Genomic DNA, 13,757 nt, shown 5'->3' with positions numbered 1-13,757 from the left:
GGACGGTCGGCGTGATCTTGCTGGCGAGGACGGCGATCAGGACTTGTTCGGGTCGACGAGCCCGGCCACGGCTGCTTCCTCCCGGACCCTCGAGCTCCCGGACCCTCGAGCTTTCGTCGGTGGCTGGGCGCAGACAGTGCGCCTGATCCGATCGCGGCGGCTCAAGGGCTCTTGCCGACCCCGCCACCGGCTGGGACGACCGCGGTTCTGGACGACGGACGACCGGCAGTCTTCCTGGACTCCGTGACCGAACGGCCGACGGAGCCGCCCCTATCGGCAGCCGGAGTATCCGCACCGTCGATGCTTCCCCCACCGAGAACACCTTCGCAGGCATGATCCACCTTGGGCGATGGCGATCGGGCCGCCCTGCGCCGGAAAGATCATCATGCTCGACTGCCTTTGCCTGCCGGCGGTCCACTCGGGACAAACACGCACCAGCAGTGGCAGGATCATGACGAACGCTGCCGGTTCCACCCGATCGGGGGACGTTTCGGGAACGTGATCCGCGGTACTCGTGGACCTGCGCAAGCGCCATGGGGAGTGGACGTGCGCAAGCGCCATGGGGAGAGGTGTGATGCTGCTATGGAGTACGTCGCCGCCGGCAGTCCGGGTGAGGTGGTGGCTGCCCTGGCCGACGGGGACACCGCGGTTCTCGCGGGTGGACAGAGCCTGGTCCTGGATGTCACCACCGGGGACGCGCGTCCGCGGCGGGTGGTCGACATCAACCGGGTGACGGAGTTCGACCTGCTGGCTCAGAACGACGGCATGCTGCGGGTGGCCCCTCTCGTACGGCATCGGACCTTCGAGTCGGAGGCCGTCCCCGGGGCGCTCGGCGACATGCTGCGCACGATCGTCGGATACATCGGGCACCCGCCGATCCGGGCCCGGGGCACGATGATCGGCAGTCTCGCGTACGCGCATCCGGCGGCCGAGTGGCCGGTCGTGGCCACGATCCTCGGCGCCGAGCTCGACCTCGTCGGTGCGGCCGGGCGCCGGACCGTGGCCGCCGAGCAGTTCTTCACCGCCCCGTACCGGACCGTCCGGCGCCCCGAGGAGCTGCTGGCCGAGGTTCGCCTGCCTGTCCTGCCGCCGGGCACCGGCGCCGGGTTCGCCGAGCACCGCCCGCCCCTGGCCAAGTACGCCGAGGTGGCCGCCATGGCCGCGGTGACCGTGACCGACGGGGTGATCAGCGCGGCCGCGGTCGGTCTGGTGAACGCCGGCCCCTGCCCGATCCGGGCCCGCGCGGCCGAGAAGGCCCTGCTCGGAGCCACCTTCTGCGATGCCGCGATCACCGCCGCGGCCGACGCGGCGGCTCAGGTCGACGCCCACGTCACGGGGCAGCGCCGGCAGGCCGTCAAGGTGCTGACCCGCCGAGCCCTGACCCGGGCCCGGGAAAAGGTGTGACCGTGCCCCGCGTGGAAATGGTCGTCAACGGCACCCGCCGCGACTTCGACTCCCACCTGCCCGAGACCCTGGCCGACGCCCTGCGCCGAAGCCCCGGCCTCGCCGTCGATCTCGGGTGCGCGGACGGCACCTGCGGCGCGTGCACGGTCTTGCTCGACGGCGAAGCCACCCGCTCGTGCCTGGTCTTCGCCGTTCAGTGCGCCGGCGCCGACGTACGGGTGGGTTAGAGCGCCTCGAGCAGGTCGCGGGACGCGGGTTCGGTCAGGAAGGACAGGACCTCGGCGTGGAACTGCTCCGGGGCCAGGCTGTGCACCCGGTGACCGACCGGGATGGTGGCGAGGCGGGCGTCCGGGAGGGCGGCGGTCACGTCGGCCAGGCGCCGCGGCGGGATGCAGCTCGACGGGCCGCCGGAGAGGACCAGCGTGGGCTGCCGCACGTCGGCCAGCCGGGCCCACCAGGCCGGGTCGGGACGCAGCAGCTGGAGCACGATCGCTCCGATGACGCCCCACTGCTGGTCGCGACGGGCGGTGAGCAGACCGCCGGCCGTCACGGCCAGGCGGAGCAGGCCGTTGTGCAGGGGCGGGATCAGCCGGGGCGGCGCCGCCAGGTCCTCCAGCACCAGGCGGGCGACGGCGTCCGGGGCGTGCTGGGCGGCGGCCAGGGCGGCGTAGGCGCCGACCGAGTGCCCGACCAGGACGGCGTCGCGCAGCTCGAGCGTCCCGAGGAGACCGAGGACGTCGTCACGGAGGGCGTCCAGCGAGTAGTTCCCCGTCCGGGCGCTGGTGGCGTGCCCCCGCAGGTCGACGGCGATCACCCGGTGGCCGGTGGCGGCCAGTCGAGGCGCGAAACGGTCCCAGGTGCTCGCGCTGCTGCCGGTGCCGTGCAGCAGCAGCGCGGGGACGCCGGCCGGGTCGCCGGACTCCCGGTAGCCGAGGCGGATGCCGTTCACCACGACGGTGCCGACCGTCGACCACGGGAAAACCATCCCTGTTGTTTACCAGATGTTCGATCGGCGACGGATCGAAAGCCATGCCACCGTAAGGGCGAGACCGGTGATGTTCGCCTCCGTCGGTGCGGCTCCGGATGCCGCCGTCGGGCCGGGCGTCGAACGCGCCTCGCACAGCGCGCCTGCCTCCCGGCGGTCCCGCCTTCGTCCGAAAGGTGCGACCGCGGCATCCGGAGCTGATAGAAGAATCGCTGATCGCCGGACATTCCGGTCGACGTCAAACGTCCCGATCTTGAACGCCGAAGGACCGTCGACGCCGATACCGCCGTTCCAAAAGGTCCGACGATTCGGACGGAATCCGGCCGTTGCCCGGCGCGCCTCCAACCGATCTGCTATCCGCCGGGGCACGTCTGGTGGATCACGTGGGTGCGAGTCGGGCCGGGGCGACGATGCCGCGACACGCTCACGGAACGCGATGGACGGCCAGCACGCCGGCCAGGCCGGTCACTTCCTCGGTCAGCGCGGGCAGATAGGCCGGGTTGGCCAGCTCGACATCGAAGTAGTACGGCAGCGCGGCCACGGCGTCCCCGGGAATCGGGCCGCCGTCGCAATAGGTCTCGCGGAACCCGGCCGAACCCGGTTGCCAGATCAGCTCGCCCAGGCTGCCCGACCGGCTGCGGAAGATCGCCGCGTCGATCAGGGCCCGCTCCTGCTCGGTGGCGCTGTTGTCGACGAAGATCTTGACGTGCCTGCTCGTACGGGTCTCGGCCGCGGGCGCCTCGGCCGGCAGCCCGGCCGGGCGGCATTCGGGGCCGCTGACGCCGGGCTGCCGCAGCACGCTGGGCACCGCGAAGGCGAGCACGGCCAGCAGCACGACCGCGGCCGCCGTCTTCGGCCGGCGCCGGAGGTGACGGCCCAGAAGCCCGAACGTGGCCCGGACGGGCCCCACCTGGGCCAGCGCGAACAGCACGATCCCGCCGGCGATCCACGCGGACAGCAACGCCGGTCCGCGGCCCAGGTGATAGAAGCCGCCCCACCACGGGCTGTCCCCTGGCAGCTCCTCCCCCGGCGTCATCAGGCTCGGCAGCAGGAAGACGACCGCGACGACGGCCGCGCCGGCCACGATCGGGCGTGCTCGCGGGCCGGCCCGGCGGCTGACCCACCAGGTGAGCAGCAGGGCCACCAGGCCCCCGGCGGCGGCGCCGGCCCAGCTGAGCCCCGTGATCCACGGGGGCGGCGAGCGCCACAGGTCGAAGGCGGCCGCGCCGGGTGAGTCGTACGACGGCCGCCCCGTCCAGTAGTGGTCGGAGAAGCTCAGGATCAGCCCCGACTTGGTCGCCCAGAACGTCGCCTTGTACTCCGCGCCCCCGTCGACCAGCGGCTCGGCAGCGGGGGTCGCGAAGTCGTGGATCCGCCAGCCGTCGGCGGCCAGCCTGTCCCGCACGCCGGCGGTGTAGGTCGTGACGTCCCGGGTTGCCTCGGTGTGCTTGACCCAGTATCCGACCGACCCGTACTTGACGCCCTCGCCGTCGCCGAAGGGCTCGATCGTCTCGGCCTCGCCGCCGCCGAAGACCCTCAGGCCCGGGAACGCGGTGGCGGTCAGGCTCTCCCTCTCGGCCGCGGACGGCAGGGGCGGCGCGTACTCCAGACCCACCCGGCCGGCGGCGAAGGCCCCGACGTACGCGGCGGCGAGCGCGACGAACACGGCGAGGATCAGGCCGCGAACCTTGACCACCGGACACCTCCATCGGGGTACATCGCGCGACAGCGTACGAATCCTGCGCCAGTGCCGTCACGCCGAGGATCCGAAGACGCGGTCAACCGGCCTGCAGCGAGTCGAAGAAGGCGGACTTCCGCCGCTCGTACTCCGCCGGATCGTCGCGGTGCCGGAGCTTGAGCTCGTTGTAGGCGGCGACCAGGGCGGGGTCCGCGGCGAGGCGCTGCCAGGTGCGGGTGAAGCGTACGTCGTGCTCGGAACCGGCCGGGGTGACCGCGACACCGGTGGGCCGGGTGGCCTCGACCGCGAACGTGGCCAGGGTCGGCTGCCAGATCTCCGGATGGACCACCTGATAGACCCCGCGCAAGGTGTCGACGACCCACGGGAAGTCCTCGGCCGGCACCCGCAGGTGCAGGTCGACGTCGCCCTTGGTGAGCGCCTCGGGCCGGGAGCTGCCACCGACCAGGACGAGCTCGTGCGGGCCGGGCAGCAGGGCGGCCAGCCGTGCCCGCTCGGCCTCGAGGATCGCCCGCGCGACGTCGAGGAAGTCGGCGCCCGGCCGAAGCTCGGGGGCCACGTCAGGGGCCGGGAAGCGTCGGGGCGGGGTCGGCGCCGTCGATCCAGCCGCGCCGGGCGGCCAGCACGCCGGCCTGGAAACGGCTGCGCGCGTCCAGGCGTTCCATCAGCTCGGCCGACTTGCGTTTGATGGTCCGCGGGGAGACGCCCATCTTGCGGGCGGCCATCTCGTCGGTGCAGCCGGCGGCCAGCAGCCGGGTCAGTTCGCGCAGCTGCGGATCGAGGCCGGCGCCGTCGCGTTCCGGGGTGCGGCCCATCGGTGTCGCCGTGGCCCAGACCTGGGCGAAGAGCCCGTAGACGGCGGTGACGATGCCCAGGGCGTGCACCTCCTGCGCGCCCTTTGTGCTGTCGGCCGGGTCGATCGGCAGCATGGCGATGCGGCGGTCGAAGACGACCAGCAACATCGGCAGCGTCGGCGCCGTCCGGATCTCGGCGCCCAGGCCCGACATCCAGGTGGCGTAGTCCTGCAAAGCGGGGTTGTTCCGGTGGCTGTCCTGGTAGATCGCGCGGATGGCCACGCCGCGCTCCAGCAGGCGCCGGTTCTGCGGCTGGCTGGCCAGCTTGGCGTCGGGCGTCTGGGCGACATTCGGGTTGATCGACACGCACTCGACCGTGGTCGACGCGGCGAGCTCCTCGAGCCGGCCGCGGACCGCGTCGACGCCGGTCCACTTCGTGACCTGCTCGCGGTCGCGGGTCTGCTCGTGGGCGGCGGCCAGCGACATCACGGCGGTGCGGGTCGCTTCGAGCTGCCGCTGCTTCTCGGCCACCTCGGCCTCGGCCCGGGCGATCAGTGAGGCCAGGCCGACGGTGGGTCCGACCGTCCGCAGCCCGGTGCCGTCACCGCCGCCCTGGGCGACCAGCGAGAGGTCGACGAGCTCGTCGAGGGCGGCCCGCATCGCCACATCGGGCAGGGACAGCTGGGCGGCGAGCCGGGGCACGTCCAGGTGGGGCGAGGCCAGCATGGCCAGGTAGACCGCCTCCGCGTCGGCCGACAGACCGATGTCACGCAACACGAGTTGCCCTCCCCCGAACGCAGGCGTCGCGGGCTCGATTATCCGGATCTCCGGCTCCCGAGGGCAAGACCGTGACCGATGCGTGTCCCGAAGGTGCCAGGCACTTTGGTGCCCTGGGGAAACCGTTGAACACGCCCGGCCCGGGCCGCATTGTTGTCCCCAGCACCACGAAAGCCGAAACAACAACGGGGGAAAAGCAATGACTGACAAAACAATGAACGCGGTAAACCTTTTCGCCGGCGGGGCCGAATGGGGATGAGCGAGCCCGCCACGGCGTGGATGCGGCTCTGCGCCTATCGGGTCGCCGGACCTGATCGTGGCCATAAGCAGGCAGAACTCGCCGACGGCCTGTGGCGCCAGTCCACCGAGGAGGACAGGGTGCAGCACATCCGGGTCCGGCCCGCCCCTTCCCCGTACGACGAAACGGCCGAGTGCCGGCTGGACATAGGAATTCTCTTGATGGCCGACAGCGACGAAAAAGCGTCCGCGGTCGGCGCCCGGATCTGCACCGGGGCACTGGCGGCCGATCCCGACACCGCCGACTGGACTTTCCGACCACTTCTCCTGAGGGGTACCCCATGATGAAGACCTTTGCCAGGACCGGCCGCAAGCTGGCGGTCACCGCACTCGCCACGCTGACCGCGGTCGGCCTGGTGCAGACTCCCGCCCTGGCCGCCGCCACCCCGCAGGGGATCGTCGACGTGGCGGCCGGGCAACTCGGCGGCAAGAGTTGCAACCCGGGATACTTCGGCAGCTGCGGCAAACAGTGGTGTGCGGAGTTCGCCCGGTGGGTCTGGGACCGCGCCGGCGTGGCCGACACCGGGGGCCTGGACGCCTGGGCCCAGTCCTTCAAGTCGTACGGGACGAGCCGGGGGCTCTACCATTCCCGCTCCAGCGGTTACACGCCGCAGCCCGGCGACGCGGTCGTCTTCGACTGGGAACGCAGCTCCGGCGACGACCACCCGATCGACCACGTCGCCATCGTGACCAGCACCGGTGGCGGCCGGGTCTACACCATCGGCGGGAACCAGGGCGGCGGCGGCCACCTCAACAGCAAGGTCACCCGGTCCAGCTATCAGCGTTCCGATGTGGACATCGACGGCTACGTCACGGCCGCCGGGGTGAGCGGCGGGGGCGTCGTCGACGAGCCCAACCTCGGTTACAGCGTCACCGGTGACTCGTTCGCGGACCTGATCGCCACCAAGGCCGACGGCACGATGCTGATGTACTCCAACAACATCATCCGCGACGAGGGTGTGCCCTACAGCGTCTCCCGTCAGGTCGGCCGCGGCTGGGGCAGCGACTTCAACCAGGTCGTCATGGCCGACGCGACCGGTGACGGCTACACCGATCTGGTCGCCCGCAAGACCGACGGCACCCTCTGGCTCTACGCCAACAACATCGAGCGGGACAACGGCGACCCGTACAGCGTGGGCCGGCAGATCGGCCACGGCTGGAACGGCTTCGACAAGCTGGTCGGCGCCGACGTCACCGGGGACGGCTTCACCGATCTGGTCGCCCGCAAGCCCGACGGCACGCTGTGGCTGTACCCGAACAACATCGTCCGCGACAACGGCATGCCGTACAGCGGTGGTTCGAAGCAGATCGGCTTCAGCGGCTGGAACGCCTTCGACACGCTGATCGGCGCCGACGTCACCGGGGACGGCTTCGTCGACCTGGTGGGCCGCAAGGCCGACGGCACCCTGACGCTCTACCCGAACAACATCGTCCGGGACAACGGCCTGCCGTACAGCGGCGGCTCGCGGGAGATCGGCAGCGGCTGGAACGAGTTCACCGCGGTCGTCGGCGCCGACGTGACCGGCGACGGCTTCACCGACATGGTGGTCCGCAAGACCGACGGCACGCTGTGGCTGTACCCGAACAACATCGGCCGCGACAACGGGGTCCCCTACTCCAGCGCGACGGCCGAGCAGATCGGCTTCGGCGGCTGGAACGCCTTCGACCGGCTCCTCTGACCTGACGACGAACGGTTGCCGGGAACCTCGATCGAGGTTCCCGGCAACCGCCGTTCGTCAGTCGGCGCCGAGGTCGCTGTGCTTGTCGAAACCGATGTAGAGCCGGGCCGCCGCGTTGGAGCCGAGCGCGTTGAGCGTCTCGAGCTCCCGCAGGCGCAGCAGGGCGGGGTGCTCCGCGTAGGCCTCGGCCGCCGCGGCCAGCCGGCGCAGCGCGTCCACCTCGGCATCGGCCCGGATGCGCTTGGCCTCGGCGTCGGCCTCGGCCGCCACCCGCTTGGCGCTGGCCTGGGAGCCGGCCTCCAGGGTCTCGCGCTCGGCCCGGGTGCGGGCCTCGACCATCTGGGCCTCGGCCATGCGCTGGGCGGTGAGCACCCGGTTCATGATCTCCTGCAGGTTGCCCGGGAAGACCAGGTCCTTCACGTCGGCCCGGATGATCCGGACGCCGTAACCGGCCGAGACGCCCTCCACGTCCCGCAGGATGTCCTCGCTGAGCTGGTTGCGGTTGGTCAGGATGGCCTCGAGCGTCATCGACGCGAGCGAGCGGCGGGCGGCCAGCTGGACATCGCTGTAGATCCGGTCGTGGTAGTCGGCGACCTCCTCGACCGCCGCCTTCGGGTCCACGACCCGGAAGTGCGTGACGATGTTGACCCGGACCGCGACCTTGTCGGCCGTCAGGATCTCCTGGCCCTTGATGTTGAGCTCGCGCTCGCGGACGTCGATCGGCACGATCGTGACACTCTCCACCCGCCGTCCCAGGAGACGCCGCTGGGGCAGCTCGTAGCGACCGGGCTCGAGCACCTCGTCGAAACGGCCGTCGCGATAACGCAGGCCGCGGAATCCGCTGTGGACGATCACCTCGTGGGTGCTGGACATGATTTCACCTCTGCACCGGAGCTTTCGGCCCCGGAAGAACGATTAGGGTGGCCCCGTAGCGGATCCCATGAGAAGGATCGGTCGCCGGGAGAGCAGCGGATCAGCGTGGTTTGATCGCCAACGCATCCGCTGCGTGAGCGCCTACTTCTGAAGCCGCCGGGGCCTTGATCAGAGTGACAGAGCCCGGCCGGGAGCCACAACGCATTAACCGGCGGGTGACAGTGGGAGGGACAGCCGGAAGCAGGCGCCCGCCCCGACGGCCGTCTCCAGTTCGACGTCGCCGCCGTGCGCCCGGGCGAGTGAGCGGGCGATGGAGAGCCCGAGCCCGGCGTTCGCGCCGCCGGCCCGGGTACGCGATCGATCCGTACGGTAGAAGCGGTCGAAGACCAGCCCGGCCTGATCAGCCGTCATCCCCGGGCCGCTGTCGGCCACCTCCAGCACGGCGCGGCCGTCCAGGGTGCCGACGCCGATGCGCACGCCCGTGCCGGCCGGCGTGTGCGCGACCGCGTTGCCGACGAGGTTGGCGACCACCTGCCGCAGCCGGGCCTCGTCCGCGTCGACCGGGGCCGGGCCGGGCGGGCCGTCGCCACCCGGGCCGGTCAGCTCCACCGTCCGGGACGGGTCGAGGGCGCGCAGGTCGTGCCGGGCGTCGGTGGCCAGCGTTCGCAGGTCCATCGGGGCCCGGTCGAGCTGCCCCTCGGGCGCGTCGTCGAGCTGCGCGAGCAGCAACAGGTCCTCGGTGAGGGCGGTCAGCCGGGTCGCTTCGCGCTCGATCCGGCGCATCGCCTCGTCGACGTCGGCCGGTGCGGCCAGGGCGCCCATCCGGTGCAGGTCGGTCGAGCCCTTGATGACGAACAGCGGGGTCCGCAGCTCGTGGCTCACGTCCGAGACGAACGTCCGCATCCGCGACTCCGAGGCGGCCCGGTCGGCGAAGGCCCGCTCGAGCTGGCCCAGCATGGTGTTGAGCGAGCCGGCCAGGTGCCCGATCTCGGTCGTCGGCGCCGCGATGCCGGGCACCCGCCGGGTCAGGTCACCGGCGGCGACCGCGGCCACCGTGTGCTCGACGCGGCGCAGCGGCCGCAGGCCCCGGCCGAGCGCGAGCCAGCCCAGCGCGGTCAGCACGACCAGCAGCACGGCCCCGCCGGCCAGGCTGGTCGTGCGCAGCTGGGCCACGGTGGCGTCGGCCTCGGCCATCGGCACGGCGGCGATGACCGTCCCGTTCCACACCGTGGTCGGCCGGGCGATCGCCCGCCAGCGATCCGTGCCGTCGGCCCCGGGCAGAAACACCCCGGACCCGTCGGTGGGAATGGTCCGCAGCTCGGCGACCGTCGGCAGGCTCGCCCGGTCGAGCCGCGTGGAGAGCACGCCTTCGGCCACGGTGCCGTTCGCGTCCAGATACACCACGTACGGCGCGCCGACCAGATCGAGGGCGGAGTCGAGCACCTCGGAGCCGGCGGCCGGGGTCACCGGGCGCGGCCCGGCCCCCGTCATCCGGGCGATCAGCGACGTCAGCGACGTGAGCTGCGTGTCGAGCCGGTCCTGCTGATAGTGCTCGAGCCGGTCGGAGACGACGGTGCCGATCAGCCCCAGCCCGGCCAGCAGCAGCGCCGTGGTGATCAGCAGCAGCCGGACCCGCAGGCTCATCGCCGGGGCTCGCGCATCACGTAGCCCACACCGTGCACGGTCTGGATCAGCTTGGGCTCCTCGACGTCGACCTTGCGCCGCAGGTACGAGATGTAGGTGTCCACGATGCTGGCGTCGCCTCCGAAGTCGTAGTGCCACACCTGCTCGAGGATCTGCGCCTTGGTCACCACCCGGCCGGCGTTCTCCATCAGGCAGCGCAGCAGCCGGAACTCGGTCGGCGACACGCGCACCGGCCGGCCGTGCCGGGTCACCTGATGGCCCTCGGCGTCGAGCGCCAGGCCGCCCACGGTCAGCAGACCGGCGGGCGAACCGGAGGTGCGCCGCAGGATCGCGTTGATCCGCGCGATCAGCTCCTCGAGGTCGAACGGCTTGGTCACGTAGTCGTCAGCGCCCAGCGACAAGCCGGTCACCTTGTCGGCCTGCCGGTCGCGCGCGGTCAGGAAGAGCACCGGCACCGTACGGCGCTGCTCCCGCAGCCGCCGGACCACCTCGAAGCCGTCCATGTCGGGCAGCATGACGTCGAGCAGGACCAGATCGGGCGGCTCCTCGGTGGCCGCGGCGATGGCCTGGGCGGCCGTCGCGGCCGAGGCCACCCGGAAACCGGCGAACCGCAGGGTCGCGGACAGCAGTTCCCGTACGGTGGCCTCGTCATCGACCACGAGCAGGCGTTCATCCCGGGACGTCATCGCCGAGCCGGACTTCTCCATGCCCGCCAGCCTACGAAGGCGTCGACGAGAAGGCTGCCCATCAGGCCGGACACCGCCCCGGCGCCGAGCCCGGTCAGCAGCGCGAGCCACGGGTCGGCCGCCAGCCGCAGGTCGAGCAGCGGCACCGAGAGGATGAAGGCCTGCGCGCCCAGCCCGACCGACACTCGCGACAGCACCGCCAGGACGGCCAGCACGACGCCGGCCGCCGGGGCCAGCCACAGCGCGAGGCCGACCGCCCGGCGCAGCGGGCCCCCGACCCGGAAGCGGCCGGTGCCGGCGGCCACGGCGAGGCCGCTGACGAGCACGACGGCAACGGTCAGCAGCACCGACGGGCCACCGGTGGGCAGCGCCCGTCCGCCGTCCACCGCGCAGGACACGACACCCTCGACATGCATCGTCCAGGGCGATCCGACCAGCAGAGGCAGCGCGAGCACGACGCCGCCCGCCGCCGCCGGCCCGCCGACCGCCCACGCCGCCCCCGCACCGGCGATGGCCGACCCGGCCACCGGCCACCGCAACGCCCGCAGTCCGGCCCCGACCGCCGGGAACCGGACGATCGTCCAGCACACCGTGACCACCCCGAGGACGAGAGCGGCCGCACCGGCGACGGCCGGCAGCACCGCGACCGCGAACCCGCCCTGGAGCGCGTCCGACGACCCGCCCGGCAGTCCCCCACCGGACGGGCAGCCGCGCGCCTCGACGGCCGCCGAGGCCCCGCCGGCCGGAAGCGTGAACGATCCACGCGCGGCCCACGCGAGCACGCCGAGGCCACCGGGGAGGACGACCACCGCCGCGGCGCCGCGGGCGAGCAGGCCGTCACGACCTCCGCGCAGCATCAGCACGCCCAGCACCACCGCGCCCACCAGCGTGACGCCGAGCGGCATCACGTCGAGCCGGCCGTGCACCGAGACGGGCTTGCCGGGCAGCGTCGCGGCCAGTTGAGCCGGGGCGCCCGCCGCCATCGCGACGACCGCCGCGGTCAGCCGGTCGACCCGGCCCACCGCTGCGGCCCCGAGCAGCAGGAGCCCGGCCGCCCCGGCGCCGGCCATCGCCAGCACCGCGGCGGCCGCCGCGCCCGCACCCTCGTACGCGTGCCGCACAGCCGCCGCCGGACGGCGCGCGACCTCCGGTCCCGGCGTCATCAAAGGTTCCGGCGTCATCAGACGTCGCGGCGTCATCAGACGTCGCGGCGCCGGAAGACGACGAACGCGGCCACCAGCACGCCGGCCACGCCCAGGCACATGCCGCCCAGATTGACCCACGGGTGCGGGTAGTCCGGGTTGGGCACGGTGGCCAGCGCAGCCGACCCGCCGATGGTCGGCCAGAAGTCCAACAGGCCGGCGAGAAACGACGGGAAGAGGCCGGCCAGGGCGGGCACCAGCAGGATGATGCCGACCAGGGTGGCCAGCGCGCCCGCGGTGGCCCGCATGAGGACACCGAGACCGACGGCCAGCAAGGCGATGGCGGCCAGATAGAGGCCCCCGGCGACCACGGCCGACAGCACTCCCGGATCGCCCAGGCTGGCGCTGGGCACGCCCTGCCGGGCCATCAGCGGCTGTCCGATGAGGAACGACGCGAACATCAGGACCTCGCCGGCCACCACGGCGATGGCGGTGGCCATCAGCACCTTGGCCGCGAGCACCCGGCCCCGGCGCGGCATGGCGGTCAGCGTCGTCCCCATCAGACCGGTCGCGTACTCGGACGTGACCACCAGGATGCCGAGCACCCCGACGATGAGCTGGGCGACGATGTACGCGGTGAGGCTGCGGCCGGTCGGGTCCCACGCCAGCCGGTCCGCCTCGGTCGCGGTGTCCCACGAGTCGCCGGCGGCGTTCGAGGCCAGCGCGGTGATGCCCAGCGCCACCACGAACAGGCACGTCAGCGTGTACCAGGTCGATCGCAGACTCCGCAGTTTGATCCACTCGGCTCGCAGCGCGTGCGTCATGCCGCCACCCCCTGGTATTCGACGCTGTCCCGGGTCAGTTCCATGAACGCGTCCTCGAGCGTCACCCGCTGCGGGGTGAGCTCGACCAGCGCGACGCCGTGGTAGGCGGCCAGCTTGCCGATGTCGGCCGCACCCATCCCGGACACCACCAGCGACGACTCGAGGCCGTCGCGGACGGTGGCCCCCGCGGCGACCAGCCGCTGCGCGAAGGCCCCCGGATCGGTCACCCGGACGAGGACGGTTCCTTCGCTCGTACGGGTCAGCTCGCTCACGGCCGTGTCGGCGATGAGCCGGCCGCGGCCGATGACGATCAGGTGGTCGGCCGTCTGCGCCATCTCGCCCATCAGGTGGCTGGACACCAGCACCGCCCGGCCCTCGGCGGCGAGCGACCGCATGAGGTCCCGGACCCACCGGATGCCCTCCGGGTCGAGCCCGTTCACCGGTTCGTCGAAGATCAGAATCCGCGGATCGCCCAGCAGTGTCGCCGCGATCCCGAGCCGCTGCCGCATGCCCAGCGAGAAACCACCGGCCCGCTTCCGGGCGACCCCTTCGAGCCCGGTACGGGCCAGCACCTCGCCGACCCGCCGCCGGGGCAGCCCGTTGCTCACGGCCAGCGCGAGCAGATGGTCGTACGCCGTCCGCCCACCGTGCACCGCCCCGGCGTCCAGCAACGCGCCGACCTCGACCAGCGGCACCGGCAGGTCGGCGTAGCGCCGACCTGCCACGGTGACCGACCCCTGGTCCGGCCGCGCCAGCCCGATGATCATCCGCATGGTGGTGGACTTGCCGGCCCCGTTGGGCCCCAGGAAGCCGGTCACCTGCCCGGCCTCGACGGTGAACGACAGGTCGTCCACCACGGTCTCGGGTCCGTACCGCTTGGTCAGTCCCCGTACGTCAATCATGCTCATGCCGCAGATCGTGGCCGCCCTGCCTGGCCACCTTCGCAGAGCTTCTGG

The 13,757-nt window shown here is 72.4% G+C and carries 14 protein-coding genes; 4 read left to right on the top strand and 10 right to left on the bottom strand.

Annotation, left to right across the window (positions count from 1 at the left end; all coding sequences use genetic code 11):
* The first annotated feature begins 582 nt into the window (after positions 1–582).
* Positions 583–1,404, top strand: a complete 822-nt coding sequence (locus HJC40_RS06465) for a xanthine dehydrogenase family protein subunit M (protein WP_249999031.1) — start codon at positions 583–585, stop codon at positions 1,402–1,404.
* Positions 1,405–1,406: 2 nt separating this feature from the next.
* Positions 1,407–1,631: a 2Fe-2S iron-sulfur cluster-binding protein gene (locus HJC40_RS06460; RefSeq protein WP_249999028.1), complete on the top strand. Its 225-nt coding sequence runs from the start codon at positions 1,407–1,409 to the stop codon at positions 1,629–1,631.
* Here HJC40_RS06460 and HJC40_RS06455 read toward each other — a convergent pair.
* The 4 genes from HJC40_RS06455 to HJC40_RS06440 all read right to left on the bottom strand — a co-directional run bounded on the left by HJC40_RS06455 (position 1,628) and on the right by HJC40_RS06440 (position 5,656).
* The gene (locus HJC40_RS06455) at positions 1,628–2,389 is read right to left on the bottom strand and encodes an alpha/beta fold hydrolase (protein WP_249999026.1); all 762 of its coding nucleotides are present in this window, start codon (positions 2,387–2,389) and stop codon (positions 1,628–1,630) included. The genes HJC40_RS06460 and HJC40_RS06455 overlap by 4 nt on opposite strands.
* Positions 2,390–2,813: 424 nt before the next feature.
* Positions 2,814–4,085, bottom strand: a complete 1,272-nt coding sequence (locus HJC40_RS06450) for a hypothetical protein (protein ID WP_249999024.1) — start codon at positions 4,083–4,085, stop codon at positions 2,814–2,816.
* Positions 4,086–4,167: 82 nt separating this feature from the next.
* Positions 4,168–4,644, bottom strand: coding sequence for a GrpB family protein (locus HJC40_RS06445; protein ID WP_249999022.1), 477 nt, complete (start codon positions 4,642–4,644; stop codon positions 4,168–4,170).
* A gap of 1 nt (position 4,645) precedes the next feature.
* Positions 4,646–5,656 carry a LuxR C-terminal-related transcriptional regulator gene (locus HJC40_RS06440; RefSeq protein WP_249999020.1) on the bottom strand — a complete coding sequence of 337 codons (1,011 nt, stop codon included), beginning with the start codon at positions 5,654–5,656 and terminating at the stop codon, positions 4,646–4,648.
* 255 nt (positions 5,657–5,911) lie between these two features.
* Between HJC40_RS06440 and HJC40_RS06435 the strand changes: the two genes are divergently transcribed.
* Complete coding sequence (locus tag HJC40_RS06435; RefSeq protein ID WP_249999018.1) at positions 5,912–6,238, top strand: hypothetical protein; 327 nt, start codon at positions 5,912–5,914, stop codon at positions 6,236–6,238.
* Positions 6,235–7,632 (top strand): CHAP domain-containing protein, encoded by a 1,398-nt coding sequence (locus HJC40_RS06430; RefSeq protein WP_249999015.1) that lies wholly within the window; start codon positions 6,235–6,237, stop codon positions 7,630–7,632. Before HJC40_RS06435 ends, HJC40_RS06430 begins: the two co-directional genes overlap by 4 nt.
* A gap of 57 nt (positions 7,633–7,689) precedes the next feature.
* Here the strand turns inward: HJC40_RS06430 and HJC40_RS06425 are convergent, their stop codons facing one another.
* From HJC40_RS06425 to HJC40_RS06400, 6 genes are all read right to left on the bottom strand, one after another.
* Positions 7,690–8,505, bottom strand: coding sequence for a slipin family protein (locus HJC40_RS06425; protein ID WP_249999013.1), 816 nt, complete (start codon positions 8,503–8,505; stop codon positions 7,690–7,692).
* A gap of 204 nt (positions 8,506–8,709) precedes the next feature.
* Complete coding sequence (locus tag HJC40_RS06420; RefSeq protein ID WP_249999011.1) at positions 8,710–10,149, bottom strand: HAMP domain-containing sensor histidine kinase; 1,440 nt, start codon at positions 10,147–10,149, stop codon at positions 8,710–8,712.
* Entirely contained in the window at positions 10,146–10,856 is a 711-nt protein-coding gene (locus tag HJC40_RS06415) for a response regulator transcription factor (RefSeq protein ID WP_249999009.1), read from the bottom strand. The genes HJC40_RS06420 and HJC40_RS06415 overlap by 4 nt, the downstream gene beginning before the upstream one ends.
* On the bottom strand, positions 10,832–11,998 hold the full coding sequence (locus HJC40_RS06410; protein WP_249999007.1) for a hypothetical protein: 1,167 nt from the start codon (positions 11,996–11,998) through the stop codon (positions 10,832–10,834). The genes HJC40_RS06415 and HJC40_RS06410 overlap by 25 nt, the downstream gene beginning before the upstream one ends.
* A gap of 35 nt (positions 11,999–12,033) precedes the next feature.
* Complete coding sequence (locus HJC40_RS06405) at positions 12,034–12,801, bottom strand: ABC transporter permease (protein WP_249999005.1); 768 nt, start codon at positions 12,799–12,801, stop codon at positions 12,034–12,036.
* Complete coding sequence (locus tag HJC40_RS06400) at positions 12,798–13,703, bottom strand: ABC transporter ATP-binding protein (RefSeq protein WP_249999434.1); 906 nt, start codon at positions 13,701–13,703, stop codon at positions 12,798–12,800. The genes HJC40_RS06405 and HJC40_RS06400 overlap by 4 nt, the downstream gene beginning before the upstream one ends.
* Positions 13,704–13,757: the final 54 nt, after the last annotated feature.

This window comes from Actinoplanes sp. M2I2 (genome assembly GCF_023544445.1).
Taxonomy (GTDB): Bacteria; Actinomycetota; Actinomycetes; order Mycobacteriales; family Micromonosporaceae; genus Actinoplanes.
Note: the sequence above shows the minus strand (reverse complement) of the source record. Positions and strands in the feature narration are given on the sequence as shown.

Bases quoted from the DNA above. Each gene is read 5' to 3' on its own strand.
- HJC40_RS06465 (WP_249999031.1), top strand. From the start codon at position 583: ATGGAGTACGTCGCCGCCGGCAGTCCGGGTGAGGTGGTGGCTGCCCTG.
- HJC40_RS06455 (WP_249999026.1), bottom strand. From the start codon at position 2,389: ATGGTTTTCCCGTGGTCGACGGTCGGCACCGTCGTGGTGAACGGCATC.
- HJC40_RS06435 (WP_249999018.1), top strand. From the start codon at position 5,912: ATGAGCGAGCCCGCCACGGCGTGGATGCGGCTCTGCGCCTATCGGGTC.
- HJC40_RS06430 (WP_249999015.1), top strand. From the start codon at position 6,235: ATGATGAAGACCTTTGCCAGGACCGGCCGCAAGCTGGCGGTCACCGCA.
- HJC40_RS06425 (WP_249999013.1), bottom strand. From the start codon at position 8,505: ATGTCCAGCACCCACGAGGTGATCGTCCACAGCGGATTCCGCGGCCTG.
- HJC40_RS06420 (WP_249999011.1), bottom strand. From the start codon at position 10,149: ATGAGCCTGCGGGTCCGGCTGCTGCTGATCACCACGGCGCTGCTGCTG.
- HJC40_RS06415 (WP_249999009.1), bottom strand. From the start codon at position 10,856: ATGGAGAAGTCCGGCTCGGCGATGACGTCCCGGGATGAACGCCTGCTC.
- HJC40_RS06410 (WP_249999007.1), bottom strand. From the start codon at position 11,998: ATGACGCCGGGACCGGAGGTCGCGCGCCGTCCGGCGGCGGCTGTGCGG.
- HJC40_RS06405 (WP_249999005.1), bottom strand. From the start codon at position 12,801: ATGACGCACGCGCTGCGAGCCGAGTGGATCAAACTGCGGAGTCTGCGA.
- HJC40_RS06400 (WP_249999434.1), bottom strand. From the start codon at position 13,703: ATGATTGACGTACGGGGACTGACCAAGCGGTACGGACCCGAGACCGTG.